Source organism: Alteromonas marina (genome assembly GCF_000808575.1).
GTDB lineage: Bacteria > Pseudomonadota > Gammaproteobacteria > Enterobacterales > Alteromonadaceae > Alteromonas > Alteromonas marina_A.
The window spans coordinates 159,595-180,280 of record NZ_JWLW01000003.1 but is presented as its reverse complement, the minus strand read 5'-3'; the positions used below and the strand labels follow the sequence as shown (position 1 = coordinate 180,280).

At 44.2% G+C, this 20,686-nt stretch carries 16 protein-coding genes; 10 read left to right on the top strand and 6 right to left on the bottom strand.

The window, feature by feature from the left end; all coding sequences use genetic code 11:
• Positions 1-82: 82 nt before the first annotated feature.
• Complete coding sequence (locus RJ41_RS02340; RefSeq protein ID WP_039216571.1) at positions 83-1,066, bottom strand: glycosyltransferase family 2 protein; 984 nt, start codon at positions 1,064-1,066, stop codon at positions 83-85.
• A gap of 556 nt (positions 1,067-1,622) precedes the next feature.
• On the opposite strand from RJ41_RS02340, the gene RJ41_RS02335 reads away from it, so the two are divergent.
• A complete protein-coding gene (locus RJ41_RS02335) occupies positions 1,623-2,171 on the top strand; it encodes a hypothetical protein (protein WP_039216570.1) in 549 nt (182 codons plus the stop codon).
• A 17-nt stretch (positions 2,172-2,188) separates the two neighbouring features.
• Here RJ41_RS02335 and RJ41_RS02330 read toward each other — a convergent pair whose 3' ends face one another.
• Positions 2,189-3,172 carry an endonuclease/exonuclease/phosphatase family protein gene (locus RJ41_RS02330; protein ID WP_039216569.1) on the bottom strand — a complete coding sequence of 328 codons (984 nt, stop codon included), beginning with the start codon at positions 3,170-3,172 and terminating at the stop codon, positions 2,189-2,191.
• Between the two features lie 396 nt (positions 3,173-3,568).
• Between RJ41_RS02330 and RJ41_RS02325 the strand changes: the two genes are divergently transcribed.
• Positions 3,569-4,177: a BON domain-containing protein gene (locus RJ41_RS02325; protein ID WP_039216568.1), complete on the top strand. Its 609-nt coding sequence runs from the start codon at positions 3,569-3,571 to the stop codon at positions 4,175-4,177.
• A 611-nt stretch (positions 4,178-4,788) separates the two neighbouring features.
• On the top strand, positions 4,789-5,166 hold the full coding sequence (locus RJ41_RS02320; protein ID WP_039216567.1) for a hypothetical protein: 378 nt from the start codon (positions 4,789-4,791) through the stop codon (positions 5,164-5,166).
• A 131-nt stretch (positions 5,167-5,297) separates the two neighbouring features.
• On the opposite strand, the gene pyk is transcribed toward RJ41_RS02320, so the two are convergent.
• Both pyk and RJ41_RS02310 read right to left on the bottom strand, forming a co-directional pair.
• Positions 5,298-6,734, bottom strand: coding sequence for a pyruvate kinase (gene pyk, locus RJ41_RS02315; RefSeq protein WP_039216566.1), 1,437 nt, complete (start codon positions 6,732-6,734; stop codon positions 5,298-5,300).
• A 238-nt stretch (positions 6,735-6,972) separates the two neighbouring features.
• Positions 6,973-7,824 (bottom strand): MurR/RpiR family transcriptional regulator, encoded by an 852-nt coding sequence (locus tag RJ41_RS02310; RefSeq protein WP_015067467.1) that lies wholly within the window; start codon positions 7,822-7,824, stop codon positions 6,973-6,975.
• A gap of 284 nt (positions 7,825-8,108) precedes the next feature.
• On the opposite strand from RJ41_RS02310, the gene zwf reads away from it, so the two are divergent.
• The 5 genes from zwf to RJ41_RS02285 are packed head-to-tail and all read left to right on the top strand — an operon-like array spanning position 8,109 to position 13,734.
• Entirely contained in the window at positions 8,109-9,602 is a 1,494-nt protein-coding gene (gene zwf, locus RJ41_RS02305; protein WP_015067466.1) for a glucose-6-phosphate dehydrogenase, read from the top strand.
• Between the two features lies 1 nt (position 9,603).
• Entirely contained in the window at positions 9,604-10,296 is a 693-nt protein-coding gene (gene pgl, locus RJ41_RS02300; protein WP_039216565.1) for a 6-phosphogluconolactonase, read from the top strand.
• A 10-nt stretch (positions 10,297-10,306) separates the two neighbouring features.
• Positions 10,307-12,133, top strand: coding sequence for a phosphogluconate dehydratase (gene edd / locus RJ41_RS02295; protein WP_039216564.1), 1,827 nt, complete (start codon positions 10,307-10,309; stop codon positions 12,131-12,133).
• Positions 12,133-13,086, top strand: coding sequence for a glucokinase (locus RJ41_RS02290; protein ID WP_014949850.1), 954 nt, complete (start codon positions 12,133-12,135; stop codon positions 13,084-13,086). Before edd ends, RJ41_RS02290 begins: the two co-directional genes overlap by 1 nt.
• 3 nt (positions 13,087-13,089) lie before the next feature.
• Entirely contained in the window at positions 13,090-13,734 is a 645-nt protein-coding gene (locus tag RJ41_RS02285) for a bifunctional 4-hydroxy-2-oxoglutarate aldolase/2-dehydro-3-deoxy-phosphogluconate aldolase (protein ID WP_014949849.1), read from the top strand.
• Positions 13,735-13,856: 122 nt separating this feature from the next.
• Here RJ41_RS02285 and RJ41_RS02280 read toward each other — a convergent pair whose 3' ends face one another.
• Positions 13,857-14,708 carry a D-hexose-6-phosphate mutarotase gene (locus tag RJ41_RS02280; protein WP_039216563.1) on the bottom strand — a complete coding sequence of 284 codons (852 nt, stop codon included), beginning with the start codon at positions 14,706-14,708 and terminating at the stop codon, positions 13,857-13,859.
• 172 nt (positions 14,709-14,880) lie between these two features.
• Positions 14,881-15,876 carry a type I glyceraldehyde-3-phosphate dehydrogenase gene (gene gap / locus RJ41_RS02275; protein WP_039216562.1) on the bottom strand — a complete coding sequence of 332 codons (996 nt, stop codon included), beginning with the start codon at positions 15,874-15,876 and terminating at the stop codon, positions 14,881-14,883.
• Between the two features lie 237 nt (positions 15,877-16,113).
• Between gap and malQ the strand changes: the two genes are divergently transcribed.
• Positions 16,114-18,312, top strand: a complete 2,199-nt coding sequence (malQ, locus tag RJ41_RS02270) for a 4-alpha-glucanotransferase (RefSeq protein WP_039216561.1) — start codon at positions 16,114-16,116, stop codon at positions 18,310-18,312.
• A 158-nt stretch (positions 18,313-18,470) separates the two neighbouring features.
• A complete protein-coding gene (gene glgB, locus RJ41_RS02265; RefSeq protein WP_039216560.1) occupies positions 18,471-20,654 on the top strand; it encodes a 1,4-alpha-glucan branching protein GlgB in 2,184 nt (727 codons plus the stop codon).
• The last annotated feature ends 32 nt before the right edge of the window (positions 20,655-20,686 follow it).

Below are 20,686 nucleotides of genomic sequence, written 5' to 3'. Positions count from 1 at the left end.
TCTAACAATTACTGCGCTCGCGAGCTTTCTATTGCTCGCGAGCATCTAATCCGAGTGCTTTCCCGCCATAATGCAATATCGCTTAAGCTGAAGTGCTCAGAAGACCAGATTCTTTCTCTGGGGAATGAAAAGATGTGAACGCGATATTGTTCTGAGCGTTCGTTACCATTGGCTTCTCGGCCGGAGCTCCTGGTGTGTCTTCCTCTACCTGCTGGGGGAGGTGCTTGATCTTAATGCCGTTTTGCTTGAAGTCAGCATTAATAAAACCTTGGTCTGCATACGCGTTCAATACATTGACACATGGGTAAAATCCCCATTTCGAGTGAAAACGCTGTGCATTATGAACAAAGTCTAAAAGGTGATTTATCGGGCATTGATAATTAGGGCGGTGTGGTGCAAATGTGCGCGTGGGCAATTGCTCTAACGAAAACCCTAATGCTCTACAGTTAGTGAAAAAATCTTCGTCGTTTAGTCCGAAACCCGCGTAGCCTTCATCGAAGCCGCCGGTTTTATGAAAGTCTGCCTTACGAATAAAAAACACTGTAGAACAAATACTATCGTCACTAAACTTTCCATGATTAATTTCCTGATCTCTTGAAGGTATTTCGTTATTGTCGTCTTCGGGTAACGTGTCGTCATTACTTGCTAAATAACCGATTTCTTTTTCATCTTTTGAAATTTGTCGGTAGGGTTTGCAACAGCGCTCATTGGGTAAAAACACCACTGATGTGATCACTACGGTGTTGTCACGAAGCGCAAGCAAGCCATCTCTAAAAAGCGATGGGGCAATAACTGCGTCTACGTTTAGGTAAACTAAATTCGCGTGCTTGGCCGCTGACATACCCTTGTTGCGCGCTTTCGCTATCGGAAGCGCATCTTGAGTCACAAACTTGTGAACAATGTCGAATTTGTCACTGCGTACGAGTGACAAATCAGAAGGAGGTGCCATCCAAACAATGACTAGCTCATCTGGCGTTGGAGAGCATTGCTCTAACTGAGTTATCAAATTGGTCAGCTTCTCAGTTCTGCTCTTAACAATAGTTACTGCACTTATCGGTGAACGCATACTCTTCCTCCCTTTCTAATTTGTTGAACCTGTAATAACGACGACATGAAATGTTGAACGTTATACTTTCGTACAGGCAAAGAGTGTTCCTTTTTTTGTAAATTATTGATTGTTAAATAAAAGAATTGTTATCAAGTTATGTTTTTGAAAATTTTTAGCAATGGTTGAGCGCCAAGGCAAGCAAGAGGTGCAAAGGGAGAGAAAAATTTACAAACGAATGTATAGAGGCCAACAGCAGTTTTTTATATTAATTTTTGGTGGTTTGTTCTTATTTGCAGTTTAACATGACGCTTCTTTTCATAAGTCTTGTTTTACTGTGCATCTAGCGCGTAATTGCTTTGCCGTTCCCACATATTTTGATATGGTTGGTTAGTAGGTTAAACATTACAATTCAATAGTTTAAATATTCCTACAAATATTGCTTAACACGTTTTCTTTCGAGTAGAACTAATCTCATATTATTGGTTTTTACTCACTCAGAGAGTAGGTAAATCTTCAGCCTTACTTGTAACGTATTAATTTCTGTATTTCGTATTTTTTCTGGTGGACAAAGGCTGTGGAATCACAATCGTCTGTATTCATTCGACACTATGACAAACAATCATTAAAGGTGGTTGATGTTATATCTGGTATCTCACCAAATGCTATGCGCAGAGTATTCGGCGGCTGGATATTTTTCGCTGCTGTTGTCGGCGTTATTGTAAGTGTAGCACCAGATTTGAGCGCTCAATTTATCGGTTTAACGCTTTTCGTTCTTGTTGCTTTTACACTCGTAATGTTTGGACAGAGCAGAATAACGGAAGGCTGGCCAGCTATAATTTGTGACAACAACTACATCGGCGTGGTGAGAGATCCTGTTAAGAGAGAGTATATTTGTGTGAACTCTGCTCTGGTCAAAGAAGCTAACCCCACATTAATAAAACCCAATAAAAAAGCGGTTGAGATTGTGTTAGATAGCGAACAACTATCGGCAGAAGATCATGAGGTGCTTAACCAAGCGGTTTGGCCTCGGGATAACAAGCTAATAGGGCTGGCCCACTTTAAAAAGCGTGAGGAGGCGTGTGATAGCCTCATGTGGTGTGTCAAACACCGTAGCTTTCATTAAAGTTAAAGTCTTGAATATTAATCTTTGTCCGTGATTAGCGCTAGTTCAGTATAAAGCGGGTAGTGGTCTGAGCCTATGCTTTCAAGCTTCTCTATATTGACCAATGCAAAGTGTTCCGAGTGAAATACGTGGTCTAACGGCCATTTCACTAAAGGATATTTCGCGTGAAATGTATTGAAAAAACCGCGCCCCTCTCGTGGGTCTAAAAGTCCGCTTATTTTCTTGAACTTTCTGGTAGTAGGTGACCAAGCTACATCGTTAAGATCGCCAGCGACGACAATAGGGCCCTCTGTTTCAGCTATTTCTTCCCCCACAACATTAAGTTCTACGTCTCTGGGCTTTGCATACGTGTTTTCTGTTGGGCTTGGTGGTTTTGGATGAAGAAAATATAGCGTGACATCTTGTCCGTGGTGATTGATTTTAACTTTCATAGACGGCACATCTTCTTCTATTAGAAATCGCAATGAGACCTCTTCAAAGGGAAGCTTACTATAAAGATGCATACCGTAGAGGTTTTCGAGTGGGCAAAATTTACGATACGGGTATTCAGATTCAATTTCACTGATGCCTTTCTGCCACTTCTCATTAGATTCCAACGTTACGAGAAAATCAGGTTGCTTATTACGTACGTGTTCAATGAGCTTGCGAAAATCGTCATTAGGCATATACACATTGCTTGATAAAACACTTAGCTTTTGGCTCGCACTCTCAACCTCGACGTGCCTAACTTCTCTTTTATACAGAGGGGTATAAGGAATGATCCAGATAACCTGATAAATAAGGCTAACTGTTAATCCAGCGACAATAATTACTGCTAGGCTATCTATCTGTGCGTAATAGGTTGATTCAAAAATATGCCCAGCAATTAGCAAAGAAATGATAGCTGCTATTTGTAGTCGCGGAAATTCCCACACTCTTACTAACCAATGAGAAGAAGGAAGCAAAGGGGCCCAGCTTACGGCTATAAATAAGACTGAAACAGCAGTAAGTGCAGTATCCATGTCTAGTTGGTCCTTGAGTTTAATTAACGAAAAATACTCCACCTGTTGCTTCTGTCTGCAAGATTAAATTAATGGCAGCTAGTGAAGCGATACGAATCGTTATAACTACGGCTGCTTTGTGAAATAAGTTTAACCTAGGCATCACTGCAACAAGGTGGCGGGCAACGGCGAAGAGTTATTTCCTAGTACAATTAAGAGGTGCTTTCTTAAGTGACGTTGACGAGTTTTGGGCATTAACAGAGTTAAGTAAAAAGTTCTCAAACAAAGGCAAAGTTTGCAAAACAAAACATACTTAACTAGCCCTGGAACTGAATATTTATCATATAAAACAATATTTTATTTTGTTGGCAAGGAAATGGCATGACTATCTACGAGTTTCGACAAAGGAGAAATGTTATGAAACGTTCACTTATTTCTATGATTGTTGCTACAACTTTGACTACAGCTGCATATGCAGGTGACATGGGCACAGACAGCACAAGTAATAAATGGGAGAAAGGTGCCAAAGACGCATGGATTGATGGCAAAGCAGAAGCAACGCTGTTGTTCAATGGTAACCTTGATTCATTCGACATTAATACTGACGTTAAAAACGGTAATGTCGTTCTTACTGGTAAGGTTGAGAACTCTGTTGATAAAAAGCTAGCGGAAGAGCTAGTAGCGAATATTGACGGTGTAACGTCTGTAGACAATAAGCTTACGGTTGTCTCTGACAAAGATATGGAAGGCGACATGTCAGATGACATGGAAGATACTGTTGACGAAGGTACAAGCGAATTAACTGACGCCAAAATCGCCACAGTAATCAAAACCCGTCTTCTTATGGATACCGATATTTCAGGTTTCGACATCGATGTTGACGTAGAAAACGGTGTAGTAACACTGACTGGCGACGTTGATTCTGATGCTGAGCGCGACCTAGCTGTAGAAATTGCTAAGAATGCTTCTGATGTCAAGGATGTTGAAAGCAACCTTCGCGTAGTTACTGAAACCGCAATGAACTAATGGTTTCTTTACTCGACTTAATGAAAAGGGGCATTCGCCCCTTTTTTCTTGCCTAACATAAGCAAGGTAGGCCGGTCATTACATCGACATAGTGCCGGCGTAGTCCATGGTGTAACGGAAACGTCAAATAACGAGAAGGCAAAAGGCATTATTTTTATTTTAGACATTTAAACTTCTTCATAGACAATCGCTTAGCAATGCTACTTATACTGATGACTATGCACACGGCAATATTTAGCGCAATAAATGAACTTTTTGGTAACACCGAAGAGGCACTAAACACTTTATTCTTTATCTGCTGTTTACTTGAGGCCGTTTCGCTAACTTTTGTACGGAAGGGCTTTGATTACGCCTAAAGCAAAGACACGGAAAATTTCTCTTAAAGTGTGTAGAAAATTCTTTCAATACATTTCGTAGTAGCAGTCTTGTTTTATATCTTACTGAAATACAAAGAAATATATTGTGGTATAGAAGCTGCAAATTCAAATTATACATAGTAATTAAAATTAGCGCGCTGACTGGCATACACTAACTTTTCAGCGCCAAGATCATTTACCAAATAAGTTGTTCTTCAGAATAAGAGCAGTTCACAATTGGTCAAGGAGTGAGGCATGAACGTTTTAAAGTGGGTTTATTCAGCTATAGTTGTTTCAGTTGTAATAGCATTAATTGGTTTGTTCGGGCAGGGTAAGCTTTCAATTAGCCAAGCAACAGCTGATGACGCTGAACGCACAGTTCACGCAGATATCGTCAAAGTTGAACAGACATTATCACTTGTAGAGTTTGATCTATCCAAAAAGGCGCATCTGCTTAGAAAAACACGCTTAGATTTTTATGTTAAGCAGGCAAAACAAGCTGATTTAAGAGGCTGGAAATTTAAACGTGACGAGTTTGTTGAGCGCGCTGAGAACATCCTTAGCCACCATCTTTCTCAATATGCGAACGATATCGCTCAAGAGACAGAGAGCTATACCGCACAGGCAATTTAGCCCAAACATCATTATTGAAAACGCCCTTTACATTTTGAGAACGTAAGGGGCATTTTTGACTTTCATATCCACACAAATTTCAGGCAAAAAAAAACGAAGCTTTAAGCTTCGCTTTAATGTTGTTTTCGTTGCTATTCGACTTCTACGATTTTAAGGGTATTAGTTGCGCCTACTTTTTCCATTTCATCGCCATAAGTCAGAATGATACTGTCTCCGCTTTTCACTAAGCCTTTTTCTTTAAGTGATGCAATGACATCGTACTTCAATTTGCCAGGTTCACTGTTAGATGAGTCGAAGAAAACCGGCTTAACGCCACGGCAAAGTGCCATTGTATTTAGCGTTGATTCGTGACGAGACATCGCAATAATTGGCAGAGCTGTAGTGATGCGTGACATCAATGTTGGCGTAGTTCCGCTTTCAGTTAAACCTACAATCGCTTTAACGCTTGGCAAGTGGTTTGCAGCGTATACAGCAGAGAGGGCAATTGATTCGCTAGTAGATGAAAACTGCTGGTCCATGCGGTGCTTAGAGATTTTAACGCTTGGATGGGTTTCTGCACCTTCACACACTCGGGCCATAGCAGCAACCGTTTCGATAGGGAAGTTACCCGCGGCAGTTTCAGCAGAAAGCATAACCGCGTCAGTTCCATCAAGTACGGCGTTCGCAACGTCCATTACTTCTGCACGCGTTGGCATGGGGCTATCAATCATCGACTCCATCATTTGAGTCGCAGTAATAACCACTTTATTCAGTTGACGAGAGCGGGCGATAAGCTTTTTCTGAACGCCAACAAGTTCTGCGTCTCCAATTTCAACACCTAAATCACCACGGGCTACCATAACGGCGTCTGATGCTGTAATGATGTCGTCCATGGCTTCATCAGAAGCTACCGTTTCAGCACGTTCAACCTTCGCACAAATTTTTGCGTAGCAACCTGCTGCTTCAGCAAGTTCTCGTGCATAATTCAGGTCTGCACCGCTTCGAGGAAATGAGACCGCAAGGTAATCAACACCAATCTTTGCCGCGGTTTTGATGTCTTCTTTATCTTTATCGGTAAGCGCGTCAGCGGAAAGCCCACCGCCTTGACGGTTTATGCCTTTATTGTTTGAAAGTTTACCACCTACGGTGACCTCAGTAAGCACCTTGCGACCTTCAACGCCCGTTACGCGAAGCTGAATACGGCCGTCATCAAGAAGAAGGATGTCGCCTGCAGATACATCATCAGGAAGCGCTTTGTAATCAATACCTACTTGGTTAACATTGCCTTCATCGCGGCCAAGCTCTGCGTCTAGGATAAACTTAGCGCCTACGTCCAGGTGAACAGCACCTTCTGAAAAACGAGCGACACGAATTTTAGGACCTTGAAGATCGCCTAAGATAGCTACGTATTTACCTAAGTTCTTTGCAGCCTGACGAACGCGCTTGGCACGCTCAATATGATCTTCAGCCTGCCCATGAGAAAAGTTCATACGCACTGTATTCGCGCCTGCCGCTATGAGCGCCTGGATTTTTTCAAGAGAGTCGGTTGCAGGTCCTAGGGTGGCAAGAATTTTCGTTCTTCTGGTCATGTGATTCCGTCGCTGTTTCTATGTTAGAAAAGACAAAAAGTGTTAGGTATTCCACAATGGGATAATACCTGTAATCGCTTTACGTAATTTTATTACAGAATAATAGTTGAATTTGACAATAATGTGAATGAAATAAACAAAAACGCCCAACTGGCTCGACCAGTTAGGCGTTATTCTGGCTTCATTAGCCGTTCATTGCTACGGCAATAAATGCGACTATGATCAATGTAATGGCGATTTAATCGCCGCGCTTTTCGTATCGTGAACCCCGGAGTGTGTCTTTAACACGCTTAAGGTTTTCTCTGAACTTATTACCACGGCGCAACGTGAATCCAGTAGCAAGCACGTCAATGAGGGTAAGCTGCGCAATGCGAGACGCCATAGGCATATACATATCAGTATCTTCTGGTACTTCCAACGACAATACGTAGCTGCACTCTTGAGCCAGTGGGCTGTCCGCCGACGTAATACCAACAACTGTGGCATCGTTCATTCGGGCGATCTGCGCTATCTCAACAAGACTCTTTGTACGACCGGTATGGCTTATAAGTACAACTACATCTCCCGCCGAACAATTCATACAGCTCATACGCTGCATCAGAATATCTTCAAAGTACACAACGGGAACGTTGAATCGAAAGAACTTATTCAGCGCATCGTGAGCAACAGATGCTGAAGCGCCCAATCCGAAAAACGAAATTTTCTGAGCCTGAGTCAGCAGGTCGACTACACGATTAACAACATTGACGTTGACTGACTGACGGGCAACTTCAAGCGAGGCCATAGTCGACTCAAAAATCTTATTCGTGTATTCATCCGGACTGTCATTTTCATCAACGTGTCGGTTAACGTAGGGCGTGCCATTCGCCAAACTTTGCGCTAAATGGAGTTTAAAGTCTGGAAAGCCTTTCGTATCGAGCCTTCGACAGAATCGGTTAACAGTAGGTTCACTAACATCCGACATCTTAGCTAGGGTTGCTATACTCGAATGAATGGCTGTTTGTGGATTAGCCAAAATGACTTCAGCCACTTTTTTCTCAGATTTACTGAATGCCGCTTGATTTTGTGTGATTTTTTCTAAAATGTTCATACAGATATAGCAATTAGTTAGCACAATTTATTGTAAGGTACATCCGTAATAGTACCCAATGTGACGTCTGTGACAAGAAAAATGTAATTTTTTGACAAATTTTGTTGTTTTTCACAGGGTAAATAAGGGTAAACTGAGGGAAATGGTAAAGATTCGGATCCTATGGTTGGTTCAAGTTGTAATTTTACTACATTTGGTGTTAACTATACGGTAAAAATAGTCGTTAGTGTTGTAAACAATTTTATAATACGCTGCGAGCATATACATTTATAAGGTCGACGAATATGGTATTGGATAATTCCTACGAGCCCTGTGATTTTGTACTTTTTGGTACGCTGGGAGATCTTTCACGACGCAAGTTATTGCCTTCTTTATATCAGTTAGAAAAAGCTAACTTGATGCACCCAGACACTACTATTGTTGGTGTGGCGCGTCAGGAAATGGAGCTTGAAGCATATATTGAAGAAGTTCACGCCAACCTTATTAAGTTTGGTGAAAAGAACTTATGTGAAGAAACTTGGGAACGCATGAAAGCGCGTTTGCATTACGCATGCGTAGACATGAAAGATGTGGAAAGTTACTGCGTTTTAGACGACCACGTTGACCCAACTCGCACCATGGTGTGTTACTTAGCTACACCGCCTGCTATTTATGGCGACATTTGTCGCGGCCTACATAGCTGCAAAATTATCGACTCAAGTGTTCGTGTAGTGCTTGAAAAGCCAATCGGTCACGATTTGGCATCGTCGAAAGTGATCAATGAACAAGTTGCTGAATACTTTGACGAAAAACAGATTTACCGCATTGACCATTATCTAGGTAAAGAAACGGTACTTAACTTAGTATCGCTTCGTTTTGCTAACTCTATTTTTGCAACAAACTGGGATCACAACTGTATTGACCACGTACAAATTTCAGTTGCGGAATCAGTAGGTATCGAAGGGCGATGGGGCTATTTCGACGACGCGGGGCAAATGCGTGACATGGTGCAAAATCACTTGTTACAAATCCTAAGCTTGGTTGCAATGGAGCCGCCAACAACGTTAGATGCCGACAGCATTCGTGATGAAAAGCTTAAAGTGCTTAAAGCGCTTCGCCCTATCAACTCGTTTAACATTAACGAAAGCACGGTACGCGGTCAGTACACGTCTGGTTTTGTTAAAGGTGAAGAAGTACCTGGTTATCTTGAAGAAGAAGGTGCCAATACACAGAGTAAAACTGAAACCTTTATTGCAATAAAAGCTGAAATTGACAACTGGCGTTGGGCCGGCGTGCCATTTTACCTGCGCACAGGTAAGCGTATGCCGACTAAGGTGAGTGAAGTTGTTATTTACTTCAAGCGTCAGCCGCACAACTTATTCGGTGACAGCTTCAAGAATCTTCCGCCAAACAAGCTGGTTATTCGTCTGCAGCCGGACGAAGGTGTAGAAATCACTGTAATGAACAAAGTGCCTGGCTTAACTAGCTCTGGTTCTATGGACCTACAAAAATCGAAGCTTAACTTAAGCTTCTCTGAAGCGTTCGCTGACGAGCGTATTCCTGACGCATACGAAAAGCTGCTCCTTGAAGTCATGTTGGGCAATCAGGCGCTATTTGTTCGTCGCGATGAAATAGAACAGGCGTGGACGTGGGTTGACTCAATTCTTGAAGCGTGGAAGCAATCAAGCGAGCCGCCTGAGCCATATCAAGCAGGTACATGGGGCCCGGTAGATTCTATTGGCCTTCTTGCGCGTGAGAATCGCAGCTGGTATGAAAGCAAAACAGTGAAGAAGAAATAATATGGCGTTAACAACTCTATCATTTGAAACACCTGACGCACTGACAGATGCATTCGCGCATGACTTAGTCAGTATTTTGAAAACAGGTATTAAGACTCGCGGTCGTGCGTCGCTTGTGGTGAGTGGGGGGCGTACTCCACTGGCGCTTTTCAAGCAGCTTAGTGAGACCGATTTAGAGTGGGATAAGGTTGACATCACCCTTGCCGACGAACGCTGGGTTGAAGAAGGCCACGAGGCCAGCAACACCAGCTTAGTGAAAAACAACCTAATTCAAAAAAAAGCCGCAGCAGCTCGTTTTATCGAACTTAAAAGCGATGTTGACGATGCAAACGAAGGCGTAAATGCAGCTGAGTCTAACCTAGCTAGCATGTCACAGCCTTTTGATGCATTGATTCTTGGCATGGGGGAAGATGGGCACACTGCATCGCTCTTCCCGTGTTCAGAACAAGTACTTGACGGCTTAGATATGAGCAGCGGCAGAACTTGCATCGCTGTTCAACCTACAACAGCACCTCATCAACGTATTTCATTAACGCTACCTGCGTTACTCAATAGTCGAAATATCTTTTTACACTTAACGGGTGAAAAGAAAAAGCAAGTACTGCTAGATGCTATTGAAAATGCTACCGAAGCGCAAAAGCCCATCACCGCGGTTGTAAATAGAGCACCGGTCACTCTGATGTGGGCGCCATAGGAGACAAAAAATGAATCCAAAAATTGCTGAAGTTACGCAACGTATTATTGAGCGTAGCAAGGAAACGCGTAAAGCGTATTTAGAAAAGATTGAAGACGCACGTCGTCAAGGCCCGCATCGTGGTGTGTTGTCTTGCGGCAACTTAGCGCATGGCTTTGCGGCCTGTGGAACGAGTGAAAAAGCCGACCTTCGTTCGATGACCAAGGCTAATGTCGCTATAGTATCTGCTTATAACGATATGCTTTCAGCTCACCAGCCTTATGAAACCTATCCTGCGCTCATTAAAGAAGCTGTGAAAGAAGTTGGCAGTGTTGCACAGTTTGCTGGTGGTGTTCCTGCTATGTGCGATGGCGTTACGCAAGGCCAGTCTGGCATGGACTTAAGCCTAATGAGTCGTGATAATATCGCTCAGGGTGCAGCTATCGCGCTTTCTCATAACATGTTTGATAGCACACTGATGTTAGGTATTTGCGATAAGATCGTGCCTGGACTGCTAATGGGCGCACTTACATTTGGTCACCTGCCAACTGTTTTTGTTCCAGCGGGACCAATGCCATCTGGCTTACCGAATAAAGAAAAAGCGCGCGTTCGCCAAGAATTCGCTGAAGGTAAAGTAGGGCGTGACGCACTGCTTGAAGCTGAATCTCAATCTTATCACTCAGCAGGTACCTGTACCTTCTACGGCACAGCAAATTCAAACCAGCTAGTGGTTGAAATGATGGGCTTGCACCTTCCGGGTTCTTCGTTTGTTAATCCAGGCACACCTTTGCGCGACGCGTTAACTAAAGCGGCTGCGGTTCAAGCAACACGCTTAACTGACCTTGGCGACAACTATACGCCAATTGGTCACATTGTAGATGCAAAAGCCATTGTGAACGGCCTTGTAGGTCTTCTTGCTACGGGTGGTTCTACTAACCACACCATGCACCTTATTGCGGTAGCACGCGCTGCAGGTTACATCGTAAATTGGGACGACTTTTCAGATATCTCTAATGCTGTGCCTCTTCTTACTCGCATTTACCCGAATGGCTCAGCTGACATTAACCACTTTGTTGCAGCAGGTGGTATGTCATTGCTAATTAGACAGTTGCTTGATGCGGGTCTACTACATAACGATGTTAAGACCATTTGTGGTGAAGGCTTAGACTTCTACACTAAAGAGCCTGTGCTTAAAGACGGCGAATTAGAATGGCGAGACGGCCCAACGGAATCCCTTGATAAAGAAGTGCTAGCAACTGTTGACGCACCGTTTAAGCCAGATGGTGGTTTGAGTGTGCTTGACGGCAATCTTGGTCGTGGCGTTATTAAAACCTCAGCACTTCGCACGCCTCACTGTAATATCAAAGCACCAGCAGTTGTGTTTGAAGACCAGTTTGAACTCGATGACGCGTTTAAGTCTGGCAAGTTAGACAAAGACTGCATTGTAGTTGTTCGCTTCCAAGGTCCTTCAGCGATTGGTATGCCAGAACTTCACCGCTTAACGCCACCTCTTGGGGTGCTTCAAGATCGCGGCTTTAAAGTGGCGCTAGTTACTGACGGTCGTATGTCTGGTGCATCAGGTAAAGTTCCTGCAGCTATCCACGTGACTCCAGAAGCTTATAAAGGCGGTCTACTTGCTAAAGTGCAAGAGGGCGACATTATTGAGCTAAACACGCAAACTGGTGCACTAACACTGCATGTGGACGATGAAACACTGGCTGCACGTGAAGCAGCGCCAGCGAACCTAGCTAAGCATCACGTTGGAATGGGACGTGAAATGTTTGCGGGTATGCGCGCTATTCTGACGGGTGCAGAAGAGGGTGCATGTTCACTGTTTTACACGCAGGAGCAAGCATAATGAGCCAGAAGTTTGTGGCTGATGTTGGCGGTACGAATATTCGTGTTGCAAGGGTAACCGAGTCAGGTGTAGCCGACATCAAAAAATACATGTGTAATGATTTCGCCAGCATCGACCTCGCTATCGCGCAGTACTTTAGCGACATGCCGGAATACAGCTTTTCGCAAGGTTGTATTGCAATTGCATGTCCAGTATTGGGCGATCAAGTCGAGATGACGAATCACAGCTGGGCATTTTCTCAAAATGCACTTCGCTCTCAGCTTAAACTAGACGCGTTGTTCGTTATCAATGACTTCACTGCCGTAGCGCACTCTTTGCCTGTATTGGGCGAAGAGCAAGTGGTACAAATTGGCGAAGGCACTGCGAAAGAAAATGGCAATATCGCTGTTTTTGGACCTGGTACAGGATTGGGTGTTGAGCATATTACAATGACCTCAACGGGCTGGCAGACGCTGGACGGTGAAGGTGGTCATGTAGACTTTGCACCGGTAGATGAAACCGATGTTGTCGTATGGCGTCACCTTCAATCTACCTTAGGACGTGCTTCTGCTGAAGAAGTAATGTCTGGACGCGGTCTGCATAATATTTACACCGCGCTAGCAAACCACGCATCAGCACCAGTTGTATTTACCGAGCCGGCTCAAATCACTGACGCTGCGCTGAACGGTACCTGTAAAATTGCTGAAGCGACGCTTACCCAATTCTGCCGAATTATGGGAAGCTTTGCGGGTAATTTAGCACTTAACATGGCAACCACGGGCGGCATTTTCATTGGTGGTGGCATTGCTAACCGTTTCCCTGAATTTATTCAAAATAGCGATTTTAGAGCGCGTTTTGAAGCGAAAGGGCAAATGAAGCACTACGTGAAAGACATTCCCACCTATTTAATTGCAGAACCTGATCATGGTTTATTGGGTGCGGCTGCATATCTGAATCAAAATACAGCGAGCTAAATTATGACAACGAAATGGAAATACTCTCCAGAGGAAATTTTTGCGGCCGGTCCAGTTGTACCTGTTTTGGTAATCAATGACGTAGAAAAAGCGGTTCCTCTGGCAAAAGCGCTGATGGAAGGTGGTATTAAAGTACTAGAAGTAACGCTACGTACCCCTGCTGCTATTGACGTGATTAAGCGAATTGCACAAGAAGTGCCTGACTCGCTAATTGGTGCTGGAACCGTGACTAACGCCCAGCAGCTTAAAGCGGTAGTTGAAGCTGGCGCTAAGTTCGCAATTAGCCCAGGTATGACGGCTGATTTGCTAAAAGCGGGTATGGATTCAGAAATTCCACTTATCCCTGGTATCTCTTCAACTTCTGATTTGATGAAGGGTAAAGATGCGGGTTATACCCACATGAAATTCTTCCCAGCAGAGGCTTCAGGTGGCGTTAAAGCCATTAAGTCAATCAGTGGTCCTTTCCCTGATGTGACGTTTTGCCCAACGGGTGGCATTGGTCCAAACAACTACAATGACTATTTAGCGCTTAACAACGTTAAATGTGTAGGTGGTTCGTGGCTTGCCCCTGACGACGCAATTGAATCAGGTGACTGGGCGCGTATTACGCAGCTAGCAAAAGAAGCTGTTGCGGGTGCTAAACAGTAATTTGCTGAACCTTTAAATGAAAAAACCTGCTCATTGGCAGGTTTTTTTATATCTCTTGATCGTGAACTGCGACTGTCTACCTTCCGAAGTGTCAGCGAAATTGCGCTTGCACTTCAAATAATTTACTTCGGAACAATAGATTGTTTCAGTGTGTGGCTAGCACCGGGTGACAGTGTCTTTCCCTGAGTTAGCGATGTTTCTACGCACAACATATGCTTATAGCCAAATGGGTCCATGTCTGAAATAGACGCGGCGCCTAACCACGGGTTCCACACTACCAAAGAGTCATTGCCGTCGGATACCACTTCCGTGAACGCTTTGCCTTCGACTTCAATTTCTGCCGTTTTAATCGGCGCAACATGAATGCGATCCGTTTCGCCTGTGATGGTGTAAGGACTCGGTGTCGTCTTAAGTCCCCAGTCGTCAAGTTTGTCTTTATATTGACCTTCAATTCCAGTTATTTGGGTATGTTGAATGTGGTCAACGTGGAAATATGTATGTAGCGCACAGTTAAATTCGAATGGTACAACACCCGTATTTTCTGTAGTTAACGCAACGTCCATCGTCTCACCAACGGTAATTACCATGGTCACGTTACAATCATTCTCAAACCCTTCTGCTCGGGTAAAGCTTGGCGAAAGCGTAATCGTTGTTCCGCTTTCTGTATCTTCTGAATGAATCAGCTTCCACACTTGTGTTCTCAAAAAGCCGTGAGCGGGGAGGGCACCTTTTTCTCGACCGTGATCATCGCTAAACCAAGGCCAGCACACCGGAATACCACCGCGAATAGGTCGCTCTCCATTTAGATAAGCGTGTGGGCTTACCCATAGCCGCTCTTTGTTATCGCTTTTAGGAACAAAAGACAAAATATGGCCACCAAATAAACTTATACGCGCTGTGGCGAAAGCGTTATCCACATCTAAAAAGGTGAGGCCATTAGACTCGCTAACGGTAACTGAATTCACAGGTGACATAAGTCCTCCTTGGACTGAATACTTAACTTACTAATAGATGACGGGAAAATAGGCATCGCTGGAAACCGTCTTTATATGAGACAACAAAAAAGGTGCAAACATAATGTTTGCACCTTTAGATTAACTCAATTTTGAAACAAATAGTTTAACTATTTGTTTTATATTTTGTTTATTACTTAGAAATGTGAGCCACAAGGTCTAGAACCTTGTTTGAGTAGCCCCATTCGTTGTCGTACCAAGATACTAGCTTAACAAATGTGTCAGTAAGCGCGATACCTGCTGTGGCGTCAAATATCGATGTGCGTGCATCGCCAAGGAAATCGTTAGACACAACCGCATCTTCAGTGTAACCCATGATACCTTTCAGCTCGCCTTCTGAGGCTTCTTTCATCGCTGCGCAAATTTCATCGTAGCTAGCCGGCTTCGCAAGATTTACAGTAAGGTCTACTACTGAAACATTTGGGGTAGGTACACGGAAAGCCATACCAGTTAACTTACCATTAAGCTCAGGGATAACTTTACCTACGGCTTTTGCAGCACCAGTTGACGATGGAATGATGTTTTGACCCGCGCCGCGGCCGCCACGCCAATCTTTCATTGAAGGGCCATCTACCGTTTTTTGAGTCGCAGTAGTCGCGTGAACGGTCGTCATCAGGCCGTCCACGATACCAAATTTATCGTTAAGCACTTTGGCAAGTGGAGCAAGACAGTTAGTTGTGCAAGACGCGTTTGAAACGATAGTTTCGCCAGCGTAGCTTTCTTGGTTAACACCCATTACAAACATTGGCGTGTCGTCTTTAGACGGTGCAGACATTACAACTTTCTTCGCACCAGCTTCAATATGCTTCGCGGCAGTTTCTTTAGTCAGGAATAAACCTGTCGACTCAACAACTACGTCAACGTCTACTTCGTCCCATTTAAGCGCTGCTGGATCCCTTTCAGAAGTAATGCGGATAGTTTTGCCATTTACAACTAGACTATTGTTATCTACTGTAACTTCACCGTCGAATAGACCGTGTGTAGAGTCGTATTTCAAAAGATAAGCAATGTAGTCCGTGTCTAGTAAGTCGTTTATTGCAACAACTTCGATGTCGTTGCGCTCGGCTGCTGCGCGCATTACTAGGCGTCCAATACGGCCAAAACCATTGATACCGATGCGAATTGTCATAACGTACCCCGATTATTTAAATAAAATGAAAATAAATTACGTAAAGTATGGATCAAAATGCCATAATTAGCAAAATAAAAAGCAAAAGTGTTGCAAAATTACGAATTAGCGCTATTGCAATCGTATTCACATATCGCGAAGCCTTTGTTTCTAGAATAATGTTAAAAATTTGTTTGCAGACGCACCTTTAAACCTCTGGCGAGTGCGTTTTTCACCGAATAACAGGAATGACACACCATGACACAACAACTTCTGCAACAACTGGTTGAAATGCGGGGAATAGAAACCCAATACGTCGACGCATGGGGAAAACCAGCAACCATCGCAGAATCAAGTAAAGCAAAACTGCTCAACACACTTGGCTATGACACCAGCAGTGACGAAAAAATTCAGTCGCAAATTACACAAGATATAAAGTCGGTATGGTTGTCGCCGTTAAATCCTGTTCAAGTAGTTCGCAATACCCAAGAAATCAACCTAGCAGTTCGTTTGCCTATCGAGTTAGTAAACGATGACCACACGCTAACGGTTACCTGTGAAAATGGTGACGTGCTCACTCACCAATTTACTCCAGTCGACCAAGAAATGACGACAATGGCGCATATCGACGATGTCGAGTTTCATGAATACGTGTTAACCCTACCTTTGGATTTACCTCTTGGGTACCACGATGTAGCCTTAAGCGCTGACGACGATGAGTTTGCGCGTTCTCGCTTAATTGTGGCACCAGAAGCGTGCTATACACCGAAAGAGATCAGAGAAGGTAAAAAAATATGGGGCTTAAGCGTTCAGCTTTACTGCGTTCGCAGTGAAAAGAACTGGGGAATTGGTGACTTTTCTGATTTAGCTCTGCTTATTGAAAAAGCCGCTGGTGTGGGCGCAGACTTTATCGGGCTTAATCCTATTCACGCGCTTTACCCTGCAAACCCTAATGCGTGCTCGCCTTATGGACCAAGCTCACGTCGCTGGCTTAATTATTTGTATATCGATGTGACAGCCATTGATGGCTTCGAGGATGCATCAGTACAAGCGGTAGTAAGCAGTGATGAGTTTAAAGCTACCTTGGAACATGCACGTAATGTAGAACATGTAGACTATGAAGCGGTAGCTCATGTGAAATTGGCCGCCCTTAAAGCGGTATTTGATGCCTATGATGCCAAATACCTTCGTAAAAACACCAAACAAAATAAAGCGTTTAAAGCGTTTGTGGAAGCGGGCGGTGAAAGCTTAGATATGTTGGCAGTGTACGATGCCTTGCAATCGCACCTAAAAGCTGAAGGTAAAGACAGCTGGGGGTGGCCGGTATTTCCACAAGAATATAAAGACTATCACAACCCAGCCGTTGCCAAGTTTAAGCGCGCTAACGAACAAGACGTTAAATTCTACTTGTTCTTGCAGTGGATTGCGGCGCAGCAGCTTGAACTTGCAAGTAGTAAAGCTACAGATGCGGGTATGACTATTGGTCTTTATCGCGACCTAGCGGTAGGTGTTAGCGAAGGCAGTGCAGAAATTTGGGGTAACAAAGACCTATACTGCACGGGCGCAAGCGTAGGTGCTCCACCGGATATCTTAGGCCCACTAGGCCAGAACTGGGGGTTGCCGCCTATGGACCCTCGTAAGTTGTATGAACAGGGTTATCAACCTATTATTGACTTGTTTGCGTCTAACATGGCGTCGTCGGGTTCACTGCGCATCGATCACGTTATGGCGTTGCTGCGTTTATGGTGGGTAGTGAAAGGTGATAATGCAAAAGATGGTGGTTACGTTTATTACCCTGTAGATGATTTGCTTGGTATTTTAGCGCTAGAAAGTCACCGTAATCAAAGCCTGGTTATTGGTGAAGACTTGGGTACTGTACCAGAAGAAATTCGCAGTAAGCTTGCCGATAATGGCGTGTACTCATACCGCGTATTTTTCTTCGAACAAGCCGAAGACGGTGGTTTCTTCTCACCTAGCCATTATCCTGTTCAGTCTATGTCAACATTGACTACTCACGATATGCCGACGCTGATTGGTTACTGGCACTGTCTAGATTTAGAGTTAGGCAAAGAGATAGGGCTATATCCAACAGAAGAAATTCTACAAACGCTTTATGCGGATCGTCACGAAAACAAACAGGCGATTTTAGATACTTTGCACGGCCACGGCTCAATTGGCGACAACGTGGGTCACGATGTTAACTATACGGGGATGAATCGTGAATTGAATAACGGTATGCAGGTACACATGGCTGGTGGTTCAAGTGCTCTGTTAAGCCTTCAGTTAGAAGACTGGTTAGAAATGGATAAGCCGGTCAATATTCCGGGCACATTTGACGAGTACCCGAACTGGCGAAGAAAGCTAACCGAGAATATCGAGTCGATGTTCGATAGACATGATATAAATGAGTTAGCGTCTAAACTCACTCACGCCAGAAAGCAAGCAAGTCAAGGTTAATTACTATTATCGAATAAAGGGTAATAGTATGTTGCTTGGGTAACTTAAACGAGTAAGATAGAGTATCAGTACGGTACTAGACAGAGCTTAAATGTGGTCAACGCATTTAAGCTCACAATTCAACCCGCTGCCATGCGGGTTTTTACTAGGAGTAGCGAATGCAATTAGCGCAGCAGTTTGAACAGGTATTATGTTCACAGCCGTTTTCCCATTTAGGTGTAATTACCAATAAACAAGAATCGATACTTCGCGTTTGGCACCCCAATGCCAGTCAAATAACGATTAAATGGGAGAATACAGCGCTAGCAAATGTAACCGCGACCTCCAACAATGGTCTTTTTGAAACAAAATTACCTAAAGAATATCAGGGTGAAATTTATCGTGTTATCGCCGAAGGCTTAAATGACGATAAGGGCTATATCGACCCTTATCAATTCTCCGAGCAGGCGTACCATGCGGTACACTACATCGATAGCAAGCCTTCAAATTTATACGAGCAAGCGGGCGCGCAACTTTTAACACTTACTTCATCACAAGGCGATTCGGTAAAAGGTGTCAGGTTCTGCGTTTTCGCGCCCAATGCGAGTACGGTGTCGCTCATTGGCGATTTCAATCAGTGGGATGGGCGCACGCATCCTATGGAAAAGACCTCTATGGGATACTGGGTACTGTTTGTGCCAGAACTCGCAGAGGGAGAGCGCTACAAGTATCACATTAAAGATGCACACGGCCACGATCTACCGCACAAGGCTGATCCACTTGGCTTCAGTGCAGAGCAGTATCCTTCTCATGCTTCGAAAATTTACAACCACAATAACTATGAGTGGAATGATAGTGCATGGATGGAAAAGCGAAAGGGGAACAAGTACAACAGCCCAATGAGCATTTATGAAGTGCACCTTGGCTCTTGGAAGCGCCCGGGTATTGATACTGATGCGCGCTACCTTACTTACAAAGCGCTTGCCGATGACTTAATAAGCTACGTCAGCGATATGGGTTACACTCACGTTGAACTGCTGCCTATTTCCGAGTTTCCTTTCGACGGTTCGTGGGGCTATCAGCCCGTGGGAATGTTCGCACCAACGAGTAGATTTGGAAACCCAGATGAATTTAAATACTTTGTTGATAAGGCCCACCAAGCAGGTATAGGCGTAATTATCGACTGGGTACCTGCGCATTTCCCAGAAGACGGCCATGGCTTGGCGCGATTTGATGGTTCTTGTGTTTATGAATATGAAGATCCGAGAAAAGGTTGGCATCCGGATTGGAATTCTTGTATTTACGATTTCGGCAAAGACACAGTTCGTCAATTTTTAGTTGCAAACGCATTGTTTTGGCTAGACAAATTTCACGTTGACGGACTCAGGGTTGATGCAGTGGCATCCATGCTTTATCTCGACTATTCACGCAATGACGGAGAGTGGATCCCGAATGTGGATGGTGGCAACGAAAATTACGAAGCCATCAGCTTACTGAAATGGATGAATGAAGAAGTGTACAAGCACTTCCCTGACGCCATGACTATTGCCGAAGAATCAACGTCGTTTCCCAAGGTTTCTCGTCCAGTATTTGATGGTGGTTTGGGCTTTGGCTTTAAGTGGAACATGGGGTGGATGCACGACTCATTGCACTACATCGCTAAAGACCCCGCCTATCGCAACTATCACCATGGCGATATTACCTTTAGCATGGTTTACGCGTTTGACGAAAACTTTGTGCTGCCGATTTCGCACGATGAAGTGGTACACGGCAAAGGCAGCATGCTGCATAAAATGCCTGGCGATGAATGGCAGCAAGCCGCTAACCTGCGTTGTTACGCGGGCTTTATGTACGGCCACCCCGGCAAGAAGCTTAACTTTATGGGGAACGAGCTTGCGCAGGCACGAGAATGGAACCATGACAGTAGTTTAGACTGGCACTTGCTCGATTACGAAAAGCACAAAGGCATTCAAGCGCTTTATAAGGCGCTCAACCACCTCTATACGTCTACGCCAGCGCTTTACGAGCAAGACCACGAACCAGGGGGCTTTGCTTGGTTGGACCACAATAATGCAGACCAAAGCGTAGTTTCATTCGTTCGTATGTCAAAAGATGCGAGGCAAAAAGTATATGTGGTATCTAATTTTACGCCTGTGCCTCGTCAGAACTTCAGAATAGGCGTAGATGATGCATGCACGCTGACGCTAGCATTAAATACAGATGATGGTGCATATTGGGGTAGTGACTACGACGTTGCTTCTACTGTAAATACGCAAACCATACCTTGGAATGAGCGTACACACTCTGCAGAAATCACGTTACCGCCGCTAGCCACAGTATTTTATGTTGCCAATGTGGATTAATCCGACTAGGGCGACACGCCCTAGTGAAGAGA

What these genes read in the sequence shown, in the direction of transcription:
- malQ (WP_039216561.1), top strand. Translation starts at nt 16,114, where the DNA reads ATGACACAACAACTTCTGCAACAACTGGTTGAAATGCGGGGAATAGAA.
- pgl (WP_039216565.1), top strand. Translation starts at nt 9,604, where the DNA reads ATGGCGTTAACAACTCTATCATTTGAAACACCTGACGCACTGACAGAT.
- RJ41_RS02325 (WP_039216568.1), top strand. Translation starts at nt 3,569, where the DNA reads ATGAAACGTTCACTTATTTCTATGATTGTTGCTACAACTTTGACTACA.
- zwf (WP_015067466.1), top strand. Translation starts at nt 8,109, where the DNA reads ATGGTATTGGATAATTCCTACGAGCCCTGTGATTTTGTACTTTTTGGT.
- RJ41_RS02290 (WP_014949850.1), top strand. Translation starts at nt 12,133, where the DNA reads ATGAGCCAGAAGTTTGTGGCTGATGTTGGCGGTACGAATATTCGTGTT.
- RJ41_RS02285 (WP_014949849.1), top strand. Translation starts at nt 13,090, where the DNA reads ATGACAACGAAATGGAAATACTCTCCAGAGGAAATTTTTGCGGCCGGT.
- RJ41_RS02320 (WP_039216567.1), top strand. Translation starts at nt 4,789, where the DNA reads ATGAACGTTTTAAAGTGGGTTTATTCAGCTATAGTTGTTTCAGTTGTA.
- pyk (WP_039216566.1), bottom strand. Translation starts at nt 6,734, where the DNA reads ATGACCAGAAGAACGAAAATTCTTGCCACCCTAGGACCTGCAACCGAC.
- gap (WP_039216562.1), bottom strand. Translation starts at nt 15,876, where the DNA reads ATGACAATTCGCATCGGTATCAATGGTTTTGGCCGTATTGGACGCCTA.
- RJ41_RS02330 (WP_039216569.1), bottom strand. Translation starts at nt 3,172, where the DNA reads ATGGATACTGCACTTACTGCTGTTTCAGTCTTATTTATAGCCGTAAGC.
- RJ41_RS02280 (WP_039216563.1), bottom strand. Translation starts at nt 14,708, where the DNA reads ATGTCACCTGTGAATTCAGTTACCGTTAGCGAGTCTAATGGCCTCACC.
- edd (WP_039216564.1), top strand. Translation starts at nt 10,307, where the DNA reads ATGAATCCAAAAATTGCTGAAGTTACGCAACGTATTATTGAGCGTAGC.
- RJ41_RS02310 (WP_015067467.1), bottom strand. Translation starts at nt 7,824, where the DNA reads ATGAACATTTTAGAAAAAATCACACAAAATCAAGCGGCATTCAGTAAA.
- RJ41_RS02340 (WP_039216571.1), bottom strand. Translation starts at nt 1,066, where the DNA reads ATGCGTTCACCGATAAGTGCAGTAACTATTGTTAAGAGCAGAACTGAG.
- glgB (WP_039216560.1), top strand. Translation starts at nt 18,471, where the DNA reads ATGCAATTAGCGCAGCAGTTTGAACAGGTATTATGTTCACAGCCGTTT.